The sequence below is a fragment of the Mycobacterium lehmannii genome (assembly GCF_002245535.1).
Taxonomy (GTDB): domain Bacteria; phylum Actinomycetota; class Actinomycetes; order Mycobacteriales; family Mycobacteriaceae; genus Mycobacterium; species Mycobacterium lehmannii.
Window position 1 is genome coordinate 13491 of the sequence record NZ_NKCN01000030.1, and the last position, 19619, is coordinate 33109.

At 67.6% G+C, this 19619-nt stretch carries 25 protein-coding genes and 1 pseudogene; 9 read left to right on the top strand and 17 right to left on the bottom strand.

The genetic code is table 11. The features are described from left to right. Positions 1 to 27 precede the first annotated feature (27 nt). From CEX87_RS23810 to CEX87_RS23830, 5 genes and pseudogenes are all read right to left on the bottom strand, one after another. Positions 28 to 552: pseudogene (locus CEX87_RS23810) on the bottom strand (shikimate kinase); the annotation flags it as partial. After that, positions 552 to 1763, bottom strand: a complete 1212-nt coding sequence (aroC, locus tag CEX87_RS23815; RefSeq protein WP_064395628.1) for a chorismate synthase — start codon at positions 1761 to 1763, stop codon at positions 552 to 554. The pseudogene CEX87_RS23810 and the gene aroC, both read right to left, overlap by 1 nt. Positions 1764 to 1800: 37 nt before the next feature. Next, positions 1801 to 2409, bottom strand: a complete 609-nt coding sequence (locus CEX87_RS23820) for a TetR/AcrR family transcriptional regulator (protein ID WP_198957293.1) — start codon at positions 2407 to 2409, stop codon at positions 1801 to 1803. Between the two features lie 38 nt (positions 2410 to 2447). Continuing rightward, a complete protein-coding gene (locus CEX87_RS23825; RefSeq protein ID WP_198957292.1) occupies positions 2448 to 2939 on the bottom strand; it encodes a DUF3237 domain-containing protein in 492 nt (163 codons plus the stop codon). Continuing rightward, on the bottom strand, positions 2936 to 3322 hold the full coding sequence (locus CEX87_RS23830; protein ID WP_094289378.1) for a nuclear transport factor 2 family protein: 387 nt from the start codon (positions 3320 to 3322) through the stop codon (positions 2936 to 2938). Before CEX87_RS23830 ends, CEX87_RS23825 begins: the two co-directional genes overlap by 4 nt. Before the next feature lie 102 nt (positions 3323 to 3424). Between CEX87_RS23830 and CEX87_RS23835 the strand changes: the two genes are divergently transcribed. From CEX87_RS23835 to CEX87_RS23855, 5 genes are read left to right on the top strand one after another with little or no spacing between them, the layout of a single operon-like run. Continuing rightward, positions 3425 to 3967 (top strand): DUF1097 domain-containing protein, encoded by a 543-nt coding sequence (locus tag CEX87_RS23835; protein WP_064395426.1) that lies wholly within the window; start codon positions 3425 to 3427, stop codon positions 3965 to 3967. Next, a complete protein-coding gene (gene nthB, locus CEX87_RS23840) occupies positions 3967 to 4704 on the top strand; it encodes a nitrile hydratase subunit beta (RefSeq protein ID WP_064417100.1) in 738 nt (245 codons plus the stop codon). Before CEX87_RS23835 ends, nthB begins: the two co-directional genes overlap by 1 nt. Next, the gene (nthA, locus tag CEX87_RS23845; RefSeq protein ID WP_064417099.1) at positions 4701 to 5321 is read left to right on the top strand and encodes a nitrile hydratase subunit alpha; all 621 of its coding nucleotides are present in this window, start codon (positions 4701 to 4703) and stop codon (positions 5319 to 5321) included. The genes nthB and nthA overlap by 4 nt, the downstream gene beginning before the upstream one ends. Continuing rightward, complete coding sequence (locus tag CEX87_RS23850; RefSeq protein WP_064417098.1) at positions 5318 to 5608, top strand: nitrile hydratase accessory protein; 291 nt, start codon at positions 5318 to 5320, stop codon at positions 5606 to 5608. The genes nthA and CEX87_RS23850 overlap by 4 nt, the downstream gene beginning before the upstream one ends. Further along, positions 5601 to 5801, top strand: a complete 201-nt coding sequence (locus CEX87_RS23855; protein WP_064395422.1) for a CbtB domain-containing protein — start codon at positions 5601 to 5603, stop codon at positions 5799 to 5801. Before CEX87_RS23850 ends, CEX87_RS23855 begins: the two co-directional genes overlap by 8 nt. On the opposite strand, the gene CEX87_RS23860 is transcribed toward CEX87_RS23855, so the two are convergent. From CEX87_RS23860 to CEX87_RS23895, 8 genes are all read right to left on the bottom strand, one after another. Continuing rightward, a complete protein-coding gene (locus CEX87_RS23860) occupies positions 5798 to 6229 on the bottom strand; it encodes a prepilin peptidase (protein ID WP_094289380.1) in 432 nt (143 codons plus the stop codon). The two genes, CEX87_RS23855 and CEX87_RS23860, sit on opposite strands and share 4 nt — an antisense overlap. A gap of 75 nt (positions 6230 to 6304) precedes the next feature. Then, on the bottom strand, positions 6305 to 6850 hold the full coding sequence (locus CEX87_RS23865) for a hypothetical protein (RefSeq protein ID WP_064417096.1): 546 nt from the start codon (positions 6848 to 6850) through the stop codon (positions 6305 to 6307). Further along, on the bottom strand, positions 6847 to 7968 hold the full coding sequence (locus tag CEX87_RS23870) for an esterase-like activity of phytase family protein (RefSeq protein WP_064417095.1): 1122 nt from the start codon (positions 7966 to 7968) through the stop codon (positions 6847 to 6849). Before CEX87_RS23870 ends, CEX87_RS23865 begins: the two co-directional genes overlap by 4 nt. Positions 7969 to 8021: 53 nt before the next feature. Continuing rightward, positions 8022 to 8822 (bottom strand): shikimate dehydrogenase, encoded by an 801-nt coding sequence (locus CEX87_RS23875; protein WP_064417094.1) that lies wholly within the window; start codon positions 8820 to 8822, stop codon positions 8022 to 8024. Then, positions 8819 to 10060 (bottom strand): endolytic transglycosylase MltG, encoded by a 1242-nt coding sequence (locus CEX87_RS23880; protein ID WP_174522770.1) that lies wholly within the window; start codon positions 10058 to 10060, stop codon positions 8819 to 8821. The genes CEX87_RS23875 and CEX87_RS23880 overlap by 4 nt, the downstream gene beginning before the upstream one ends. Next, positions 10053 to 10634, bottom strand: a complete 582-nt coding sequence (gene ruvX, locus CEX87_RS23885; RefSeq protein ID WP_064417093.1) for a Holliday junction resolvase RuvX — start codon at positions 10632 to 10634, stop codon at positions 10053 to 10055. Before ruvX ends, CEX87_RS23880 begins: the two co-directional genes overlap by 8 nt. Positions 10635 to 10638: 4 nt before the next feature. After that, positions 10639 to 13335 carry an alanine--tRNA ligase gene (gene alaS, locus CEX87_RS23890; protein WP_064425966.1) on the bottom strand — a complete coding sequence of 899 codons (2697 nt, stop codon included), beginning with the start codon at positions 13333 to 13335 and terminating at the stop codon, positions 10639 to 10641. Between the two features lie 147 nt (positions 13336 to 13482). Then, entirely contained in the window at positions 13483 to 13884 is a 402-nt protein-coding gene (locus CEX87_RS23895; protein WP_064395414.1) for a secondary thiamine-phosphate synthase enzyme YjbQ, read from the bottom strand. Positions 13885 to 14003: 119 nt separating this feature from the next. Here CEX87_RS23895 and CEX87_RS23900 point away from each other — a divergent pair, with 119 nt between their 5' ends. Together CEX87_RS23900 and CEX87_RS23905 are read left to right on the top strand one after the other, a co-directional pair. Next, positions 14004 to 14624, top strand: coding sequence for a hypothetical protein (locus CEX87_RS23900; RefSeq protein WP_094289382.1), 621 nt, complete (start codon positions 14004 to 14006; stop codon positions 14622 to 14624). A 79-nt stretch (positions 14625 to 14703) separates the two neighbouring features. Then, complete coding sequence (locus tag CEX87_RS23905) at positions 14704 to 15012, top strand: GlsB/YeaQ/YmgE family stress response membrane protein (RefSeq protein ID WP_064395413.1); 309 nt, start codon at positions 14704 to 14706, stop codon at positions 15010 to 15012. Between the two features lie 56 nt (positions 15013 to 15068). Here CEX87_RS23905 and CEX87_RS23910 read toward each other — a convergent pair whose 3' ends face one another. From CEX87_RS23910 to CEX87_RS23925, 4 genes are all read right to left on the bottom strand, one after another. Continuing rightward, complete coding sequence (locus CEX87_RS23910; protein ID WP_064417090.1) at positions 15069 to 15542, bottom strand: SRPBCC family protein; 474 nt, start codon at positions 15540 to 15542, stop codon at positions 15069 to 15071. Beyond that, entirely contained in the window at positions 15539 to 15856 is a 318-nt protein-coding gene (locus tag CEX87_RS23915) for an ArsR/SmtB family transcription factor (RefSeq protein ID WP_094289394.1), read from the bottom strand. The genes CEX87_RS23910 and CEX87_RS23915 overlap by 4 nt, the downstream gene beginning before the upstream one ends. A 122-nt stretch (positions 15857 to 15978) precedes the next feature. Beyond that, on the bottom strand, positions 15979 to 17307 hold the full coding sequence (locus CEX87_RS23920) for a replication-associated recombination protein A (RefSeq protein ID WP_094289384.1): 1329 nt from the start codon (positions 17305 to 17307) through the stop codon (positions 15979 to 15981). Between the two features lie 20 nt (positions 17308 to 17327). After that, positions 17328 to 18164 carry a DUF3097 domain-containing protein gene (locus tag CEX87_RS23925; protein ID WP_094289396.1) on the bottom strand — a complete coding sequence of 279 codons (837 nt, stop codon included), beginning with the start codon at positions 18162 to 18164 and terminating at the stop codon, positions 17328 to 17330. A 121-nt stretch (positions 18165 to 18285) separates the two neighbouring features. Between CEX87_RS23925 and CEX87_RS23930 the strand changes: the two genes are divergently transcribed. Together CEX87_RS23930 and CEX87_RS23935 are read left to right on the top strand one after the other, a co-directional pair. Then, positions 18286 to 19086, top strand: a complete 801-nt coding sequence (locus CEX87_RS23930) for an SDR family NAD(P)-dependent oxidoreductase (protein WP_064395624.1) — start codon at positions 18286 to 18288, stop codon at positions 19084 to 19086. After that, entirely contained in the window at positions 19083 to 19568 is a 486-nt protein-coding gene (locus CEX87_RS23935; protein WP_094289386.1) for a nuclear transport factor 2 family protein, read from the top strand. Before CEX87_RS23930 ends, CEX87_RS23935 begins: the two co-directional genes overlap by 4 nt. Positions 19569 to 19619 lie beyond the last annotated feature (51 nt).

Sequence of the window (19619 nt, forward strand, 5' to 3'; positions counted from 1 at the left end):
GCGCCACGGCGAGCGGCGCTTGCGTCGCGAGGAGTGGGAGTTCTCGGGGTTCTCGAGGCGGGCCACGATATAGCGCACCACCGCGCCGGGGTTGCGCCGGTTGGTGTTGACCCGCAGCGTCGCCACCTGCCGATACAGCGGAACCCGTTCGGACATCAGGGCTTTGAACTTCTCGCCGCGGTCGCCGCCCTCGAGCAACGGGCGCACGGTGCTTCCGCCGGTCCGGCGAACTCCTTCGGCGGCGCTGATCTCCAAATAGATGACCGTATGACCGGCCAGTGCCTCGCGCACGCCGGGTGTGGTCACCGCGCCGCCGCCCAGCGACAGCACACCCTCGTGGGTCCGCAGTGCCGAGCGGATGACCTCTTCCTCGATCCGGCGGAACTCCTGCTCGCCGTCGGTGGCGAAGATGTCGGCGATCGTGCGGCCCGTGGTCTCCTCGATCGCGGCGTCGGTGTCGAGCATTGAAAGGTCGAGCGCCTTGGCCAGCCGCCGCCCGATGGTGGACTTACCCGAGCCGGGCAATCCGACCAGCACTGCTCGGGGCGCCATCAGCCCGAAGCCTGGACCCGTTGCGGAGAGGGCTCACGCGTGCGCACCGCCCGCAGGTAGTTGTCGATGTTGGCGCGCGTCTCGGTCAACGAGTCACCGCCGAACTTCTGCAGCGCCGCGCGCGCCAGCACCAGCGCCACCATGGTCTCGACGACCACACCCGCGGCGGGCACGGCGCACACGTCGGAGCGCTGGTGGATCGCGACGGCCTCCTCACCGGTGTCCATGTCGACGGTGGCCAGTGCGCGCGGAACCGTGGAGATCGGCTTCATCGCCGCCCGCACCCGCAGCGGTTGGCCGTTGGTCATCCCGCCTTCCAACCCGCCCGCGCGGTTCGTCGAGCGCATGATGCCGTCGGGTCCCGGATACATCTCGTCGTGGGCGACGCTGCCGCGGCGGCGGGCGGTCTGGAAGCCGTCGCCGATTTCGACACCCTTGATCGCCTGGATGCCCATCACCGCGGCGGCGAGTTGGCTGTCCAGCCGGTTGTCGCCGCTGGTGAAGGAGCCCAGCCCGACCGGAAGCCCGTTCGCCACCACCTCGACGACGCCGCCCAGCGTGTCGCCGTCCTTCTTGGCCGCCTCGATCTCGTCGATCATCGACTTCTCGGCGGCCTTGTCGTACGCGCGCACGGGGCTGGCGTCGATCGCCGCGAGGTCGGCCGCCTGCGGCGGCGGGCCGTCGTAGGGGTCCGACGCGCCGATCGAGATGACGTGGGACACCACCTCGACGCCGAGGGCCTCCTTGAGGAATGCGCGGGCGATGGTGCCTGCGGCGACGCGGGCCGCGGTCTCGCGCGCGCTGGCACGCTCCAGCACCGGGCGGGCGTCGTCGAAGCCGTACTTGAGCATGCCCGCGTAGTCGGCGTGCCCGGGCCGAGGCCGGGTCAGCGGCGCGTTCCGCGCGCTTTCTGCGAGCTCGGAGGGGTCGACGGGGTCGGGTGCCATCACGGTTTCCCACTTCGGCCACTCGGTGTTGCCGATCTCGACCGCGATCGGGCCGCCGAGCGTGACGCCATGCCGGACACCGGCGAGCATCGTGACCTGGTCCTGCTCGAACTTCATCCGGGCGCCGCGGCCGTACCCGAGACGTCGGCGCGCCAGTTGTCCGGCGATGTCGTCGGAGGTGACGCGCACGCCCGCGACCATGCCCTCGACCACGGCCACCAGGGCGCGGCCGTGTGATTCACCAGCAGTGGTCCATCGCAACACGCGTCCCATCTTCCCACGTCGGCCGTCTGACCCCGAATCAGGCGATGACCAGGCCGTCGAGGACGCGGGCGAGTTCGGCCGCGGCCTGACGGTGGGCGGCCTTCTGATCGGTGGAGCGCGCGACGATCATGGCCGCCTCGCAGATGGCTCCGAACAGGAAGTGCGCCAGCGGCCCGGGCGTGCGCTTGGCGATCCGCCCGGCGTCGACCGCACGAGCGATGGCCGCCTCCATCATGTCGAGCAGCGGGGCCTCCAGGCGCCGCATCTCCTCCCAGCCCAGCGCGGTGAACGCGTCGAGCAGCACGATCCGTTGCACCCCCGGGTCGAGGCATTCGTCCAGGAACGCCCGGCAGCCTGCCCCGAAGGCGTCCCACGGATCCTTCTTCCGCGCGTAGGCACGCTGATAGGCCTCGGCCAGCGGCACCGCCATCCGCTCGACCTCGCCCGTGAAGACCGCCTCGAACAGGCCGCGCTTGCCGTCGAAGTGGTGGTAGACGGCGCCCTTGGTCACCTGCGCCCGGGCCGCGACGGCGTCGAGCGAGGTCGCCTCGTAACCGTCCTCGGCGAACAACGCGCGCGCCGCGTCGACGAGCGCGGAGACGGTCGCCTCGGTGCGCTCCGCCTGGGTGCGCTTCGCGCCCTTCATCGCCACGGGCGAACGATAACCGGACAGCGCGTACCGGTTCACAACACTTGATAGACCCGGTAGTCGACGTGGTCGGGCGAGAGAATGTTGTAGCCCACCGCGACGATTCCGCCGAGCCATGCGTACCGCTCGTCGGCGGTGGCGAATCTCGGCGTGGTCCGCACGTAGGTCTCGCCGAAACCGAGTACCTCCCCGCGCGCCAGCCGGTCGAGGCCGTCGGCGGGAACGTTGATGATGCCCGCGCTCTCGAAGTGGATGAGCACGCCGTCGTGCGTGCGCAAGGTCGCGCGGACGTCGACCCTGCCGCATCCGTCGTCGCCGACGAGCAGCCAGTCGCCACCTCCGGGTAGTACCTCGCCGCGCAGCCGCGGCCCGTTCACGCCCCCGCCTTTGGTGACGAACGTCAGCCGCATGCCGGTTGCGGTCGGAATCGTTTGTGCCGGAAGCAGATCAACGCTGACGTCGAAGAGGTGCTCCACGGGCAGCGCGTCGACGAGTGGCAGTTGGTCGATCGCCGCTGCCACAGTCACGAACGGCCCCCGCTCATCGACGCGACCATCTGCGCGGAGTCGATGAACGAGTCCTTGCGGGCGACCAGTCCGTCGGGTGAGACGACGACCACGTCGAGGCAGTCGAACCGCACGTCACCGGAGATCAACACCCAGTCGAGCACCCAGTGGGCACTGCCATAGAGGATGCGGTTGACCTCGAAGGCGAAGTGTGGGAATTGTTCGAAGACACCGGCGAACGCCTCCCGCGCGGCGTCGCGGCCGACCGCGGGCTCGATGTCCACATGGGTCCAGAACCGGGTGTCCGCGGTGTGCAGTTCGGCGATCGCGTCAGGATCGCGAGCCGCCCATGCGGCGAAATACCGCTCGGAGATGGCCTTCAGGTCAAGGTCTGCATTTTGCATACTCATAGTATGTACTAACCTACTCTGAGTATGCAACTGCAGTTGTTCTGAATCCAACACAGCCGTTACGCGGGCGAAACACCGCGACCGCACAGTTCTTCCATGGATTCAAGATCGGCATTGACGGTGAGCATCGGCGTGCTCGGCGGACTCGCGGTGGCCCTGACCGCGGAAGTGATCACGGTTCCGATCTGGGTGGTCTTCCTGACGTGGGCCTCCTTCTTCTTCGTCGGTGGCGGAATCGGCGGATGGGTGCGCTCGCTGGCGAGCAATCTGGCCGGCGTCCTGATCGCGTCGGCGAGCCTGTATGCGGGCCACCTCTTGGGCGGCAGCCTGTTGGCGGTCGCGGTGGCCGTCGGGATCGGCAGCGCGGTGATGGTGCAGGCGTCCTGGCTACCGCTTCTCTCGACGACGCCCGCGGTGGTGGTCGGTTTCGCGAGCACGGTGTCCACGGTGGCCGGGACGGGCAACGCGATCACCGTGACGTCGATATCGCACCCGGGCCTGGTCGCCGCGATGGCGTGTGTACTCGGGGCCTCATTCGGGCTGTTGAGCGAGTACGTCGCGAAGGTGTTGACCCGCGAGCCCGAACCCAACCATGCAACCCCGGAAATTGCACCGACGACGGAAGGCAGCCCCGCGTAATGAAACTGCAGCACTACCTCGGCGGCCTGGAGGGGCTGCCGGAACCGCTCAACCTCGAGAAGCGAGTCTTTGTCGAAGAGTGGGAGAAGCGGATCTTCGGTATCCACGTCGCGATGATGGGGTTGTCGAACCACCTCGGTTCGTCGCTTCCGCGGTATCCGATCGACGAGGTGCCGACCGCGTTCAAGGACGAGTGGACATGGGCCGACCTGCGCACCGGCGCCGAGGCGATGAACCCGTTCGACTACTTCAAGTTCCGCTACTACGAGAAGTGGCTGGGCGGTATCACGCAGTTCTTCATCGACAAGGGCTACGTGACCGAAGACGAATTGGCCGCGCGTAAAGAGGAATTGGGTGCCGAAACCACCCCTGCCGTCGGCGATCCGGTGCCGGCGATCGACGACCAGGTCGTCGACTATCTGCGTCGGGGCGACAGTCCCCGCCGCGACGTCGCGCACCCGAAGTTCGCCGTCGGCGACTCCGTGCGCATCACCAACGTCCCCGCCGCCGCCCACACCCGCCTGCCCGGCTATCTGCGTGGTCGCGTGGGCACCGTGGAGCGGATCTTCGAGGGCGACTACGCGTACTTCACCAACACCGGCGACGGCATCGGTGACCCGATGCCGATCTACATCGTCGCGTTCGACCCGCAGGATCTGTTCGGTGAGCGCGCCGAGGACGGTCCGCTGACCATCTACGCCGAGCTGTTCGAGGCCTACCTGGAAGGAGCGCGATGAGCGACCAGTTCTACTACCCCGAGGATCGCGAGCTGTCCAGCGCCGCCAAAGTCGCTGCGCTGGAATCTCTTCTGATCGAGAAGGGCGTGATCACGAACCAAACCGTGGACAAGGTGTTGTCGTACTTCGAATCAGAGATGACACCGCTGAACGGACGCAAGATCGTCGTGAAGGCATGGACCGACCCGGATTTCGCGGCTCGCGTCGTGGTCGACACCCCTGCGGCCATCGCTGAACTCGAGCTACCGGAGGGGATGGCCGGCGCCGAGGGCGAGCATCTGCAGGCCGTCGCCAACTTTCCCGGTGTGCATAATCTGGTCATCTGCACGCTGTGTTCGTGCTTCCCGTGGCCCGTGCTGGGTCTGCCGCCGTACTGGTACAAGGACCCGGTGTTCCGTGCTCGGGCGGCGCGCGAACCACGCAAGGTGCTCGCCGAGATCGGCGTCGAACTGCCCGAGGACACCGAGATCAAGGTCTGGGACAGCAGCGGACACTCACGGTGGTTCGTCATCCCCGAACGCCCATCCGGCACAGACCAGTTCACTGACGAGGAGCTGATGGAACTGGTCACCACCGAATCGATGATGGGCGTGGCCCTGGCGGGGCCGGCCTCATGAACCTGCACGAGACCTGCACCACCGACCAGGCCGCCCCGCAATTCGACCACGACTGGCAACGGCGTGCGTTCGGTCTGGCACTGGCCCTGTCGGAATTCCGCCACTTCGATTGGAGTGACTTCCAGCAGAGCCTGATCGAGACGATCGGGCGGTGGGAGGAGACCCCAGAAACCGACCGCGGCGACTGGCAGTACTACGACCACTGGGTCAGCGCCCTGGAGAAGGTGATTCACGACCACCATCTGCTGACCGCGCCCGCCCGTGTGACCGGAGACAACCATGACTGAGGCGACCGCCACCCGCATCGACGTCAGCGCACTGGCCGCCATCGCGTGGCTGACCGGTACGGCGTTCCTGGCATTGATGGTGCTGTATGTCGTCGGCCTCGACCAGGGCGCGACGTCGATCTTCGGCTCGGACACCCACATCCACGAGTTCGTGCACGACGCCCGCCATCTGCTCGGATTCCCCTGTCATTAGGACACCGCGAGCGCGGTCGCCGTTGCCGCGGCCAGACACATCGACAGGCCGTGTGGGACAGTGCTTTCCCTGCGGCACATCACGGCGACGACGGCCCACGTGGCCGTCACCAGCGGTGCGGCAAGCGCGGCCACGGCCCACACGTCGACACCGAACGAACCGGTCAGGGCTCCGAGACCGAAGGCGAGTTTTACGTCGCCGGCGCCCATCGCCGCAGGCGCGAGCAGGTGCACCGTCAGGTACACGAGGAACAGCGCCGAGGAGCCGATCAAGGCGGCAACACCGCGCCCCGCCATGAACGCGACCGCAACGATCACCAGCGCTCCCGGCAGGGTCAGCCAGTTGGGCAGCCGGCGCGCCGTGACGTCGAACACGCTCAGCGCCACCAGCCACACGAACGCGACGACACCACAGACCCCCGCCCCCACAATTGAAGGCTAACGGCGTTGCAGCGCCGCCCTCATCACTTCTTTGGGCGCGGGCATTCCGGACGACACCGCGCCTCAACAGGTCTCGACGACAGTGATGGCGAGCAACCGTCGCAGCGGGATCACGAACTGCTCACCATCGGCGTCGAGATGAACCGCTCCGTTGCGGCCGGGCACCGGAACGCCACACACCGAACCTTGCGAGGTCGTCACTTCTATCTTGGGTGCGATCGGCGCCTCGCTGCGCGGCTGCGGCCACCACCAGGTCAACGCCGCCACCGCGGTCAGCGCGGCCGCGGCGAACGTGAACGTGATCCCCACGCGCAGACGCGAAATGGTGGCGGGACCAAGACGAGGCTGCCCGATGACGGGGTGTGCGATGGTGGCGACGAGAAAGATCCCCGTGACAGCCAGCACGAACCCGGCGAACGCGCTCACAGCTCCGATCTCCTGCAGCCACTGCGGGCGGCGCTTACCCGAATCATCACCGGTGAGAACGCCGCACAGGCCGACGAAGCCCAATACGGCAAGCTGAAGTGTCTGCCACTCGCGCGCCGACTCTTGAACGCGGTTGTCGTACTGGTACGGCATGCCCACCGTGTTCCTCCTGGTCGCGGTCACAGCGCGAACGCCAAGAACTGGGTCACTTCGAACGGCTGGAAATTGTCGTCGCTGACCAGTACGACGGATCGGCGGCCGTCGGGTAGCACAGGGCCCTGAGTGATTCCTTCGACGTTGTCGAGCGCCTTGAGCTCGTCGAGGGCGTTGAGGTCGACGACCAGCGACTTGGCCATCGGTGTCACCGACGCTTCGTTCAACGACGACAGCCCCAGCACATCCGTCGCGTGGCCGAGGTCGGCGCGGTAGAGCGCGACCGCAACGGCATGGGGAAGGTTGGCTGCGCGTTCGATGACGAGCAATGAGCTCTCCGAGAGGGCCAGGATGTCGGGCACACCGTTTCGTCCGGTTCGCGGTGCCGCCCGTTCCACTTGATAGGCGTACTGCGCGACGGCCGTCCTCGACTCGACGTCGAATTTAGTGATGCGGATCTGCCCGGCTGTCTGTTCGTCTGCGGTGGGGCCGTCCTGGTACAGCGATTGCTCCATGGCCGCGAACAGGTGACGGCCGTCGGGCGTGAGCGTCAGCCCCTCGAGCACCCCGTTGCGACGAGGCCCGCTGGTCTTGTCCGCCGATAGGGCCGACCCGGGCGGCATGACGAATTCCCCTCGATACGTGCCGTCGAGGCCGGCAATCCTGATCCAGGGTTGCAACAGCCCCGCCGGGCCGGTGTCGTCACCGTCGGCAACGAATCCTTCGGAGGTCCAATACAACTGCTCGCGGGCACTGTCGAAGGCGATCGCCTCGGCGTCGGGAGCCAGCACCGGTGGATGGACGGACATGTCGTTGGGACGGAAGGGTCGTCCCGATTCATCGAGCAGGTCCTGCTTGCTGACGAAGTGACCCCCGTCGATTCCACTGTCGGAGACGTTCAGCCGAACGCTGTAGAACCGGACGTTGCCATGGTCGGCCTTGTCGTCGCTGATCGTGTAGTACAGGTCGCGCTCCTGGTCGTAACTGATCCCGGAGAGACCTCCGATCAGGGTGCCGTCGAAGACCGCGCGGTGAGACACCTGCCACTGACCCAGGTACTGCGGCGCCGAGGCATGGGCAACGGGCGGCGTCGCGGCAAGGATCGCTGCCATGGTCACCGAGAGAGCGGCCTTGCCGACTGAGTTCATACCCTTACCAACGCCAGACCGGGCGATCAGGTTCACAATCGCGGCAGACCGGGTCAGTCGAGCGCCGCGGCCATCGCCTCTTTCGGCGCTGGCATCCCGGTGAAGAGTTCGACCTGCGCGAACGCCTGGTGCAGCAGCATCTGCAGACCGCTGATCACCTGTCCACCGGCGTCCTGCACAGCGGTGGCCAGCGGGGTCGGCCAGGGATCGTAGATCGCATCGAGAAGCAGCGGGACGACGGCCAGCGGGGGGGCATACGCCGCGGCGACGTCCGCCGGAATCGTGTTGATCATCAGGTCTGCGTCGGCCGCCGCCGCGGCCAATCCGGTTCCATTGATGTCCGACCACCGCGCCTCGGCACCCAGCCGCGTCGCCAGATCCACCAGGGGGGCGGCCTTGTCCGGGTTCCTGGCCGCCACCGTGATCCGTCGGACCCCGAGTTCGGCCAGCCCGACGACCACCGCCGGCGCCGTACCCCCGGAGCCGACGACGATGCCGTGGGCGGCCGCCACGCCCTCCAGAGCGCCCGTCACACCGTCGATGTCGGTGTTGTCCGCTCGCCAACCCGTCGGTGACCGGACCAGTGTGTTGGCCGAGCCCACCAATTCCGCACGGGAGGTGCGCTCGTCGGCGACCGCGAGCGCGGCGAACTTGCCGGGCATCGTCACCGACACGCCCACCCATTCCGGCCCCAAACCGTCGACCAGAGCCGGCAGCTGCTCGGCCGTGCACTCGATGCGCTCGTAGGTCCAGTCGTCCAGGCCCAGGGCGCGATAGGCCGCGAGGTGTAGTTGCGGTGAACGGGAATGAGCGATCGGCGACCCGAGCACCGCAGCCTTACGGCCGGGGCTCACCGCGCGGAGTCGAGCACACCGTTGCGCCGGGCGAGCTCGATGTTCGCGAGGTGTTGCGGGTAGTCCCGGGTGAACAACGTCGTACCCTGCATGTCGATGGTGACGAAGTACAGCCAATCCCCTGGCGCGGGATTCTCGGCAGCAGTCAACGCGGCGGTGCTCGGCGAACAGATCGGTGTCGCCGGAAGGCCGGGACGCACATAGGTGTTCCAGTCGTTGCGCTGGGCGCGGTCGGCGTCTGTGGTGGCCACCTCGATGCGGTCGAGCGGATAGTTCACCGTCGAGTCGAACTCCAGCGTGCGGTTCTCGGCCAGCCGGTTGTAGATGACGCGCGCCACCTTCGCAAAGTCCTCCGGTGTCGACTCCCGCTGCACCAGTGAGCCGACGATCAGGATCTCGTAAGGCGACATGTCCATGGCCGCGGCCGTTTCGAGCAGTCCACCGTTGGCGTATTGCGTTGCGCTGGTGGAGATCAGATTCGTCAGGATCTCCTGCGGCTGTGCCGATGGGTCGATGTTCCACGTCCCCGCGGCGATCAACCCCTCGAGGCGGCGGTGGTCGTCACCCATCGCCTGGACGGGGCCGACAGCCCAGTCGGCCACGCCGAGCGACGCCGGCGCCGCCGTCGCGGCCACGTTCTTCAGCGCGTCCGCGGATACGCAGTGCCGATCACCGTCGAGGTCGACACATGTCGCTCGGGAGATCAGGGTGAGGATGCCCTCGGTGACCGCGTTGGTCTTGACGTCACGCACATCGTCGAGCTGGCGCCCTTCGGGGATGGTCAGCTTGCCGACCCGGTTCTTCGGATCCGACAGTCGCGCAACGGCGTTGGCGGCCGGGATCTCGGTCCGCATCTTGTAGAAGCCCGGTTGGATCGCCGATATCGCGTCGTTGCCTTCGGCGGCGTCGACGAACACGCTCGCGGTCGCGACGATGTTGTGCTCCTGCAACGTCTTGCCGATCGCGGTGGTCGAGTCGCCGTCATGCACCTGGATCACGACATCCGCGACGCCGTCACCGGTGAAGTCGTTACCGCCGAACAGTGAGTGCCACATCTTGGAACCCAGGAACACCGCGCCGATGACGACCACGATCAGCAGGCCGACGGCCAAGCCACCCGCCCACCGGCGCTTGCGCCGGTTGCGCGCCGCGCGGATGCGCTCCGCGCGGGTCATCCGGCGCCGCGGCGGGCCTACCGCAACCGGTTCGGCCCGCTCACCGCTCCAATGGTTAGTCATCCCCGACCTCTCCATGCGCGGCAACGTGCTCATCCGCTCCTCGCGTGCGCGCCGCTTCGCGCCGCTGGTCCAACCAGTTCTGCAGAATGCCCACCGCCGCCGCTTGGTCGATCACCGAGCGCTGCCCTCTGGCGCGGACACCGGCATCTCGCAGCGAGCGTTGCGCCACCACCGTAGTAAGTCGTTCATCGGCCAGTCGCACCGGTGTCGGCGCGATCCGTGCGGCCAATTCGTCAGCCAACACGACGGCGTCCCGAGCCGAGGACCCCGATCGATCGGCGAGCGTGCGCGGCAACCCCACCACGACCTCGACCACATCGAGGTCCTTGACCAACCCGGTGAGCCGGCGGATGTGCCGGTCGGTGCGGTCGCGACGGACGGTCTCGACCGGAGTGGCCAGGATGCCGTCCGGATCGCTGGCGGCCACGCCGATCCGCACGCTGCCAACGTCGATGCCGATCCGGCGGCCGCGCCCCGGATCCGGCGGGTTCAGTGAATCCCCCGGCCGATCCGGTCGACGGTCGCCTGATTCCGCCTGCGAGTGCGACTCGTCGCCCGTCGGTGTGGAATCCACGCCGCTAGCCTCGGTCGATCTCTGCGCGGAGCGCGGCCAGCGCCGCGTCGATTCCTGCCGCCCCCTTGCCGGAACCCTGTGCCAGATCGGGCTTTCCGCCGCCGCGACCGTTGACGGCCGCACCCAGCGTCTTCACCAGATCGTTGGCACGGAACCCGAGGTCTTGCGCGGCTGGGTTGACCGCAACCACGAACGGCACGCTGTCGTTCTCACCCTCGGCGATCAGCGCGACAACGGCGGGATCGCTGCCGAGCTTGCCGCGGACGTCGCCGACGAGCGTGCGCAGATCACCGGCCGACATCCCACTGGCCATGCGCTGCGCCACCAGACGGACCTTACCGACAAGTTCCGCGCCCGCGGCGGCATTCGCTGCCGCGGCGCGGGCATTGGCCAGGCGCAACCGGTCCAGCTCTTTCTCGGCCGCGCGCAGCCGCTCGACCAGGTTCGCCACCCGCGCAGGCACCTCGTCGGAGGGCACCTTCAACGTCGAGGCGAGCCCGGCCATCAAGGCCCGTTCCTTGGCCAGGTGGCGAAACGACTCGAGGCCGACGTAGGCCTCCACCCGGCGCACGCCGGAGCCGACCGACGACTCACCGAGGAGGGTGACCGGACCGATCTGCGCGGAGTTGTGCACGTGGGTGCCGCCGCACAGCTCCAGCGAGAACGGTCCGCCGATCTCGACCACGCGGACCTGTTCGGGGTACTGCTCGCCGAACAGCGCTATGGCGCCCATCGCTTTGGCCTTGTCCAACTCTGTGGTGAACGTGTGCACCTCGTGGTCGGCTTCGACCGCCTCGTTGGTCACCTCTTCTATCTGGCTGCGTTGCCCCGCGGTCAACGGACCCTGCCAGTTGAAGTCGAAGCGCAGATATCCGGGCCGGTTCAGTGAGCCCGCCTGCACGGCGTTGGGCCCCAGCACCTGCCGCAGCGCGGCGTGCACCATGTGGGTCCCGGAGTGGCCCTGCGTGGCGCCGTGGCGCCACTTCGGGTCGACCGCGGCGACGACCGTGTCGCCCTCGACGAACTCGCCGGACTCCACGTGGACACGGTGTGACCACAATGTCTTCGCGATCTTCTGCACGTCGGTGACTGCCGCCTTGGCCGCGGTGGAGGAGCCCGATCCGCTGATCGTGCCCTCGTCGGCGATCTGGCCGCCGGACTCGGCGTAGAAGGGGGTGCGGTCGAGGATCAGCTCGACGCGGTCCGGCGGCGGGCCTCCACCGTTGTGCGAGACGACAGGCACCCGTTCACCGTCGACGAAAATTCCGAGAATCCTTGCCTCGGAAGTCAACTCGTCGAAGCCGGTGAACTCGGTCGGACCGGCGTCGACGAGGTCGCGGTACGCCGACAGATCCGAGTGCGCCTGTTTGCGCGCCGCGGCGTCGGCCTTGGCCCGTTGCCGCTGCTCGGCCATCAGGCCGCGGAAACCTTCCTCATCGACGGACAGGCCGTGTTCGGCCGCCATCTCCAGCGTGAGCTCGATCGGGAAGCCGTAGGTGTCGTGCAGCGTGAACGCATCGGCGCCGGACAACACCGTGGCTCCCTTGGCCTTCGTGGCGCCGGCCGCCTCGTCGAACAGCCGGGAGCCGGAGGCCAGTGTCCGGTTGAACGCGGTCTCCTCGGCCACGGCGATGCGTTGGATGCGGTCGAAGTCGGCGACCAGTTCCGGATACGACGGGCCCATCGCGTCGCGCACGGTGGTCATCAGGTCGGCCATGATCGGTTGTTCGAGGCCGAGCAGTTTCGCGGAGCGGATGATCCGGCGCAGCAGGCGGCGCAACACGTATCCGCGGCCCTCGTTGCCGGGGCTCACGCCGTCTCCGATGATGATCGCCGCCGTGCGGCTGTGGTCGGCGATGATGCGGTACCGCACGTCATCGGTGTGGCTGCCCTGCCCGTAGCCGCGCGGCGCGTGCGCGGCCACCAGGTCGATGGCCGGACGCAGCAGGTCGGTCTCGTAAACGTTGTCCACGCCCTGCAGGAGGCAGGCCACCCGCTCGACGCCCATGCCGGTGTCGATGTTCCTGCGCGGCAGCGGACCGAGGATCTCGAAGTCCTCCTTGGAGGTGCCCTCGCCGCGCTCGTTCTGCATGAAGACGAGGTTCCAGATCTCGATGTAGCGGTCTTCGTTGGCGATCGGGCCGCCCTCGACGCCGTACGCGGGGCCCCGGTCGTAGTAGATCTCCGACGACGGCCCGCACGGCCCCGGGATGCCCATCGACCAGTAGTTGTCGGCCATGCCGCGGCGCTGGATGCGCTCGGCCGGTAGCCCTGCCACCTCCTGCCACAGGGCCATCGCCTCGTCGTCGTCGAGGTAGACCGTGGCCCACAAGCGCTGCGGGTCGAGCCCGTAACCGCCTTGTTCGACCGGGTTGGTGAGCAGCGTCCACGCGAACTCGATGGCGCCCTTCTTGAAGTAGTCGCCGAACGAGAAGTTGCCCGCCATCTGGAAGAAGGTGTTGTGGCGGGTGGTGATGCCCACCTCGTCGATGTCGGGTGTGCGGATGCACTTCTGGATACTGGTGGCCCGTTTCCACGGCGGGGCCTGCTGGCCCAGGAAGTAGGGCACGAACTGGACCATGCCGGCGTTCACGAAGAGCAGATTCGGGTCGTCAAGGATCACCGAAGCGCTCGGCACCTCGGTGTGGCCCGCCTTCACGAAGTGATCGAGGAAACGCTTCCTGATCTCGTGTGTCTGCACGTCTGCTACATCCTTGAAGTTTCGCTGATACCTGCGACTATTCGACCGCACTACAGTACCGGTCCCGGTTGTCACGCCGAAAAGACAACGAAGGGGCCGCGTCGGCAGTGCCCAGGCCAGACTCGGTCGGCTGTCACCGACGTCACGTCAAGCGTCGATGAAACTCAGCCGGACCTTGCGCTGCGGATTGTCGCGGTTGAGGTCGACGAGCACGATGCTCTGCCAGGTGCCGAGCAACGGCTCACCGTTCTGCACCGGGATGGTCACCGACGGCGACACCAGGGCGGGCAGCACATGGTCGGCGCCATGGCCTGGTGAGCCGTGGGAGTGCCGGTAGCGATCGTCGCGCGGGAGCAGGTTTTCGAGGGTGTCGACGAGATCGTCGTCAGAACCCGCGCCCGTCTCGATGATCGCCACACCCGCCGTGGCGTGCGGGACGAAGACGCTGCACAACCCGTCGCCGCGGCGGCCGCAGAACGAGCGCACGTCGTCGGTCAGGTCGATGATGCGGCGCTGACCGGTCTCGATGTTGAGCACGTCGGTATCCACATCATCGAGGGTACGAGTCGCGTTTCGATCGTCCATTGAATCGACCTCCTACCAGGAGGAAGCTGAGAGGTGGTCCGGCGGCGCCGCTGGGGCGCTGCCCCGAGCAAAGGAGGTCGGCCGTGTACGCACGCTCTACCACCGTCCATGCACGGGCTTCGGCGATCGATGAGGGCATTGCGTTCATCAGGTCCGAGGTCATGCCCGCGCTGGAAGCGGTCGACGGGTTCGTCGGCTTGTCGTTGCTGGTGGATCGAGAATCCGGCCACTGCATCGCGACCAGCGCATGGGACTCCGAGGACGCGCTGCGGGCGAGCGCCGAGCGGGCGGCACCGCTGCGCGATCGCGCCGCCGAGGCCCTCGGCGGCGAGGCGACCGTCGATCAGTGGCAGATCGGCGTCATGCACCGCGATCACCGCTCGGCGGAGGGCGCCTGCGTCCGGGCCACCTGGCTGAGGGTGCCTCGCGAACACATCACACGCTCGATCGCGTTCTTCAAGACCGATGTGCTTCCGGTCCTCGAGGCACTGGACGGCTTCTGCAGCGCCAGCTACCTGATCAATCCGGATTCGGGCCGCGCCGTGTCGTCGGCGACGTTCGACAGCCGTGACGCGATGGCGGAGAACCGCGAGCAGGCCAGGGAGCTGCGCAATGCCCGAACGCGCGAATTGGGAGCCGACATCGTCGACGTGGGCGAATTCGATCTGGCCCTCGCCCACCTCCGCATCCCGGAAATGGTCTGATCCCGGTCGGCCACACCGATCCGTTTATTGACGTCGGTGTCGGGGTATGTCAGCTGCACCCCGAGACCCTGGAGGAACCATGACCGTCACCGGAGTTATCACCGCGATTCTCATCGGCGCAGTGGTCGGCGTGCTCGCCCGCCTGATCCTGCCCGGCAGGCAGCCCATCGGCATCATCGTGACCGTTCTCGTGGGCATCGTCTCGGCGCTGATCGGCACGTGGCTCGCCAATGCGCTCGGGCTGCCGACCGCCACCGCAGGCGTCGACTGGATCGAATTGCTCTGCCAGGTCGTCGTCGCCGTGATCGGCGTGGCGCTGGTGTCCGCGCTCATGGGTCGTCGGCGCACCGGCGTGACGGGCGGCCGTCGCGGCGGCGTCCTGCGCTAGCGAAAACCACCCAGGCGATCCCGGCTGCGCCCCCCCGGCAGCCGGGATCGCTTCTGTCACAGCGTCTTCAGTAGTTCGTCGAGTTTCTCGTAGCCCTCGGTCATCCCGCCCTCCATACCGGAGGACAGCAGCGCGTCGCGGGCCTCGACGGTTGGGCAGATCGACCGCCCACGCAACCGGCTGCGGCCGTCGCCCAGATCCTCGAACCACAGGTACTCGATGTTGACCTGATCCGGTGCTCCGTCGAACTCGAACGTCTGCAGGATGAACTCGTTTTCCCGGACGGTGTGAAACGTGCCGTTGAAGCTGTATGCGCCGCCCTGGTCCCTGTGCACGTAGCGATATCCGCCGTGGCTCTTGAAACTCCACTCCTCGATCGTCATCTCCAGTTCGCGGGGGCCGAGCCACTGCTTGATCAGATCGGGCTCGGCGTGTGCGCGGAAAAGGGCGTCCACGGGAGCGTCGAACTCCCTGGTGAACTCCATGGCCAAAGTGTCCACGGGGGCCGTGAGATCCAGTGCGTTGCTCATCTGTCGGTTCCTTTCTCGTCAGTGTCGGTCATCTCTGCCAGCAGGGTGTCCAGCCGGCGATAACTGCGTTCGGTGTCGAGCCGGTAGCGGTCGATCCATGCGGTTAGCCGCTCGAGCGCAGCGGCGTCCAGGTGCACCGGCCTGCGCTGAGCTTCGCGGGTCCTGGTGACCAGCCCCGCTTGCTCGAGCACCTGAATGTGTTTGGACACCGCCTGTTTGGTGATGTCGAAGGGTTCCGCGAGCTCGTTGACCGTGGCCGGCCCCCGAGATAGCCGCACCACGATGGCGCGCCGGACGGGGTCGGCCAGCGCCATGAAGGCGCGGTCGAGTGCGGAGTCAGCATCGTCATCACGCTCCAATTATCAACCCTATGTTTGATCAACCTACTGATTGAATACTAAGGTAAACCGGCCCAGAGGGTGTGTCAAGGCTGAAGTCAGCGCTTGCGACGGATGATCGCGCGCAGCTTGTCGAGCCGGGTGGCGATCTCGCGCTCTACGCCATGCGAGGTCGGCTTGTAGTAGTCGACGCCGATCAGTTCGTCGGGCGGATACTGTTGCGGCACAACCCCGTCCGGGTCATCGTGGCTGTACTGGTAGCCGACCGCGTTTCCGAGCTTCTCCGCGCCGGAGTAGTGGCCGTCGCGCAGATGCGGCGGCACCATCCCGGCCTTGCCCGCCCGGATATCGGCCATCGCCGCCCCCAGCGCGGTGGTCACCGCGTTCGACTTCGGGGCCGTCGCGAGATGAACCGTGGCGTGCGCGAGCGTGAGCTGCGCTTCGGGCATGCCGATCAACTGCACGGTCTGGGCGGCGGCCACCGCGGTGTGCAGCGCCGTCGGGTCCGCCATGCCGATGTCCTCGCTGGCCAGGATCATCAACCGCCGCGCCACGAAGCGCGGGTCCTCCCCCGCGACCAGCATCCGGGACAGATAGTGCAGTGCGGCGTCGACGTCGGATCCGCGCACGGATTTGATGAACGCGCTGATGACGTCGTAGTGCTGGTCCCCGTCGCGGTCGTAGCGGACGGCGGCCTTGTCCAGCGACTGCTCGATGGTCTCGACCGCCACGGCCTCGCCCGCTTCGGCCGCTACCTCCAGCGCGGTCAGCGCCCGGCGGGCGTCGCCGGCAGACAACGAAACCAGAAGCTCGACGGCGTCGTCGGCGACCTCGACCTTGCCCCCGAGACCGCGAGGGTCGTCGATGGCACGACGGACCAGCGTGCGCACCGCGTCGGCGTCGAGGGGTTGCAGCTGCAGGATCAGCGAGCGTGAGAGCAGCGGGGCCACCACCGAGAACGACGGGTTCTCGGTGGTCGCAGCGACCAAGGCGACGACGCGGTTCTCGACCGCGGACAGCAGCGCGTCCTGCTGCGTCTTGGAGAAGCGGTGCACCTCGTCGATGAACAGCACGGTCTGCTCGCCGTAGGCCGCGGCGCGCCGGGCCACGTCGATCACGGCGCGCACCTCTTTGACGCCCGCCGACAGCGCCGAAAGCGCCTCGAATCGCCGGCCGGTGGCTTGTGAGATCAGCGACGCCAGCGTGGTCTTACCGGTACCGGGCGGGCCGTAGAGGATGACCGAGGCCGCACCCGACCCCTCCACCATTCGGCGCAGCGGGGAGCCGGGTTGCAGCAGGTGGTCCTGGCCGACCACCTCGTCGAGGGTGGCCGGACGCATCCGCACCGCCAAGGGCGCCGATGCACCGACGGGCCCGGCCGCGGGCGTGGCGGCCTCACCGGGAACGTCGAACAGACCGTCGGACACGCCTTCTGCTTACCACGCCGTCACGACGCGGGTTGCGTCACGAAGTCGATCAATTCCTCGACCCGCCCGATCAGCGCGGGCTCCAGGTCGTTCCAGTCCCGCACCCGCCCGCGGATGCGTTGCCAGGCCCTCGCCGTGTCGGCCTGCCCGTCGGCCGGCCAGCCCAACGCGCGGCACACCCCCGCCTTCCAGTCGACGCCCTTCGGCACGACGGGCCATTTCTCGACGCCGAGCCGTTCGGGTTTGACGGCTTGCCAGATGTCGATGAAGGGGTGCCCGACAACGAGCGTGTGCACGCCGGCGGGTCCGCGCCGCACCGCCTCCGCGATACGAGCCTCCTTCGAGCCCGCGACCAGGTGGTCGACGAGGACGCCGAGCCGGCGGCCGGGGCCGGGCCGGAAGTCTTCGACGATTGCCACGAGATCGTCGATGCCACCGAGGTGTTCGACGACGACACCTTCGATCCGGAGATCGTCACCCCAGACCTGTTCGACGAGTTCGGCGTCGTGGCGGCCCTCGACGTAGATGCGGCTGGCCAACGCGACTTTCGCCCGCGCACCATGCACCGCAACGGATCCCGACGCGGTCCGGGTGGTCTTGGGTGCGACCCGGCGGGGCGCGGTCAGGATTACGGGCTTGCCGTCGATCAGGTAGCCCGGCCCGACGGGAAACGGTTTACGTCGTCCGTCGCGGTCTTCCAGTTCCATGCGGCCGTACTCGACTCGCACGATGGCGCCGACGTATCCCGTCTGCGCGTCCTCGACGACGAGCCCGATCTCGGCCGGTTGTTCGGTGGAGCGGACTCTGCGCGGGTGAGGGTTGTTGGCCAGGATGTCGGAGCCATAGCGATCAGCCACCGGGCGATCGTAGGGTCCCGTCTTGCCGCCGTCCGATGCAATGTGGTTCCGACACGCCGAGATGTCTGCCACTCCGACGTCTGCCCCCAATGAGCAAGGCGCGTCGGCGACAATGCGGGGCGTGACAGATCTGTCCCGATACGGACCTTGGGCGGTGATCGCCGGCGGCTCCGAAGGCGTCGGCGCCCAGTTCGCCCACCAACTTGCCAGCGCGGGGTTCAACCTCGTGCTGATCGCACGCAAGCTCGATCCGCTCGAGCAGACGGCCGAGGCTTGTCGCCGCAGCGGCGTTGAGGTGCGTACCCTCGCCGTCGACCTGACCTCCCCCGACGCGCTGGAGCGCACCGTCGCGGTCACCACTGGACTGGAGGTCGGTCTGCTGATCTACAACGCCGGGGCCAACACCTGCAGCGAGCACTTCCTCGACGCTGACCTCGCCGACTTTCAGAGGGTGATTGACCTTAACGTCGGCACCATGCTCGCGATGGTGCAGCACTTCGGCCGTCCGATGCGGGACCGCCGCCGCGGCGGAATCCTGATGGTGGGGTCGATGGCGGGATACCTGGGCTCCGTGCGCCACACGGTCTACGGCGGGGTGAAGGCGTTCGGCCGGATCTTCGCCGAGAGCCTGTGGCTCGAACTGCGCGACTACGACGTCGATGTGCTCGAACTCGTCCTGGGCGTGACCCGCACACCGGCCATGGAGCGGGTGGGCCTGAACTTCGACGTGCCCGGTATGCGGGTGGCCGATCCCGCCGATGTGGCGCGAGAAGGTCTGGAGCAGTTGGCGAATGGGCCGGTCTACGTCGCGGGCGGCAACGCCGAGGATGTCGCACGTCGCAACGACCCGGACCGCCCCAAGGTCGTGCTGCGCACGCACGAGTTCATGCAAAAGCTGCTGGGCGAGAAAGGAACCCGATGACCGAATTGGCGGACCTTGAGCGGCGACTTGCCCGCATCGAGGAGGAGCGCGCGATCGAACGGCTGATCGCGTCCTACGGTCCGCTGGTGGATGCCGGCGAAGCTGATGCGACGGCTGACCTTTGGGCCGACGACGGCAGCTACGACGTCGAGGGTTGGCACATGGCCAGCCGTGGCGAGGTCGCGGCGATGGTCCGCTCCGATGCGCACCAGGGTTTGATCCGTCGCGGATGCTGCCACTTCTTGAGGCCTGCTGTGGTCACGGTGGACGGCGACGACGCGGTCGCGGTCTGCGAGTCGCTGTTGGTGACGCGCCACGACGACGGTTTCGCGGTGTGGCGCGCGGGCGCCAACCACTTCCGGTTGCGCCGCGGCGACGGCCGATGGGCGATCGTCGCGCGGCGGACCCGACAACTCGACGGCAGCGCCGAGGCGCGCGAGTTGTTGACGGCGGGTGTGGCGGGGCGTCCGACGTCGGGGTGACTCTCGACCGGTGCGAGCGACCGCGAACTGTCAAATTGTCGCGGCGTGTCG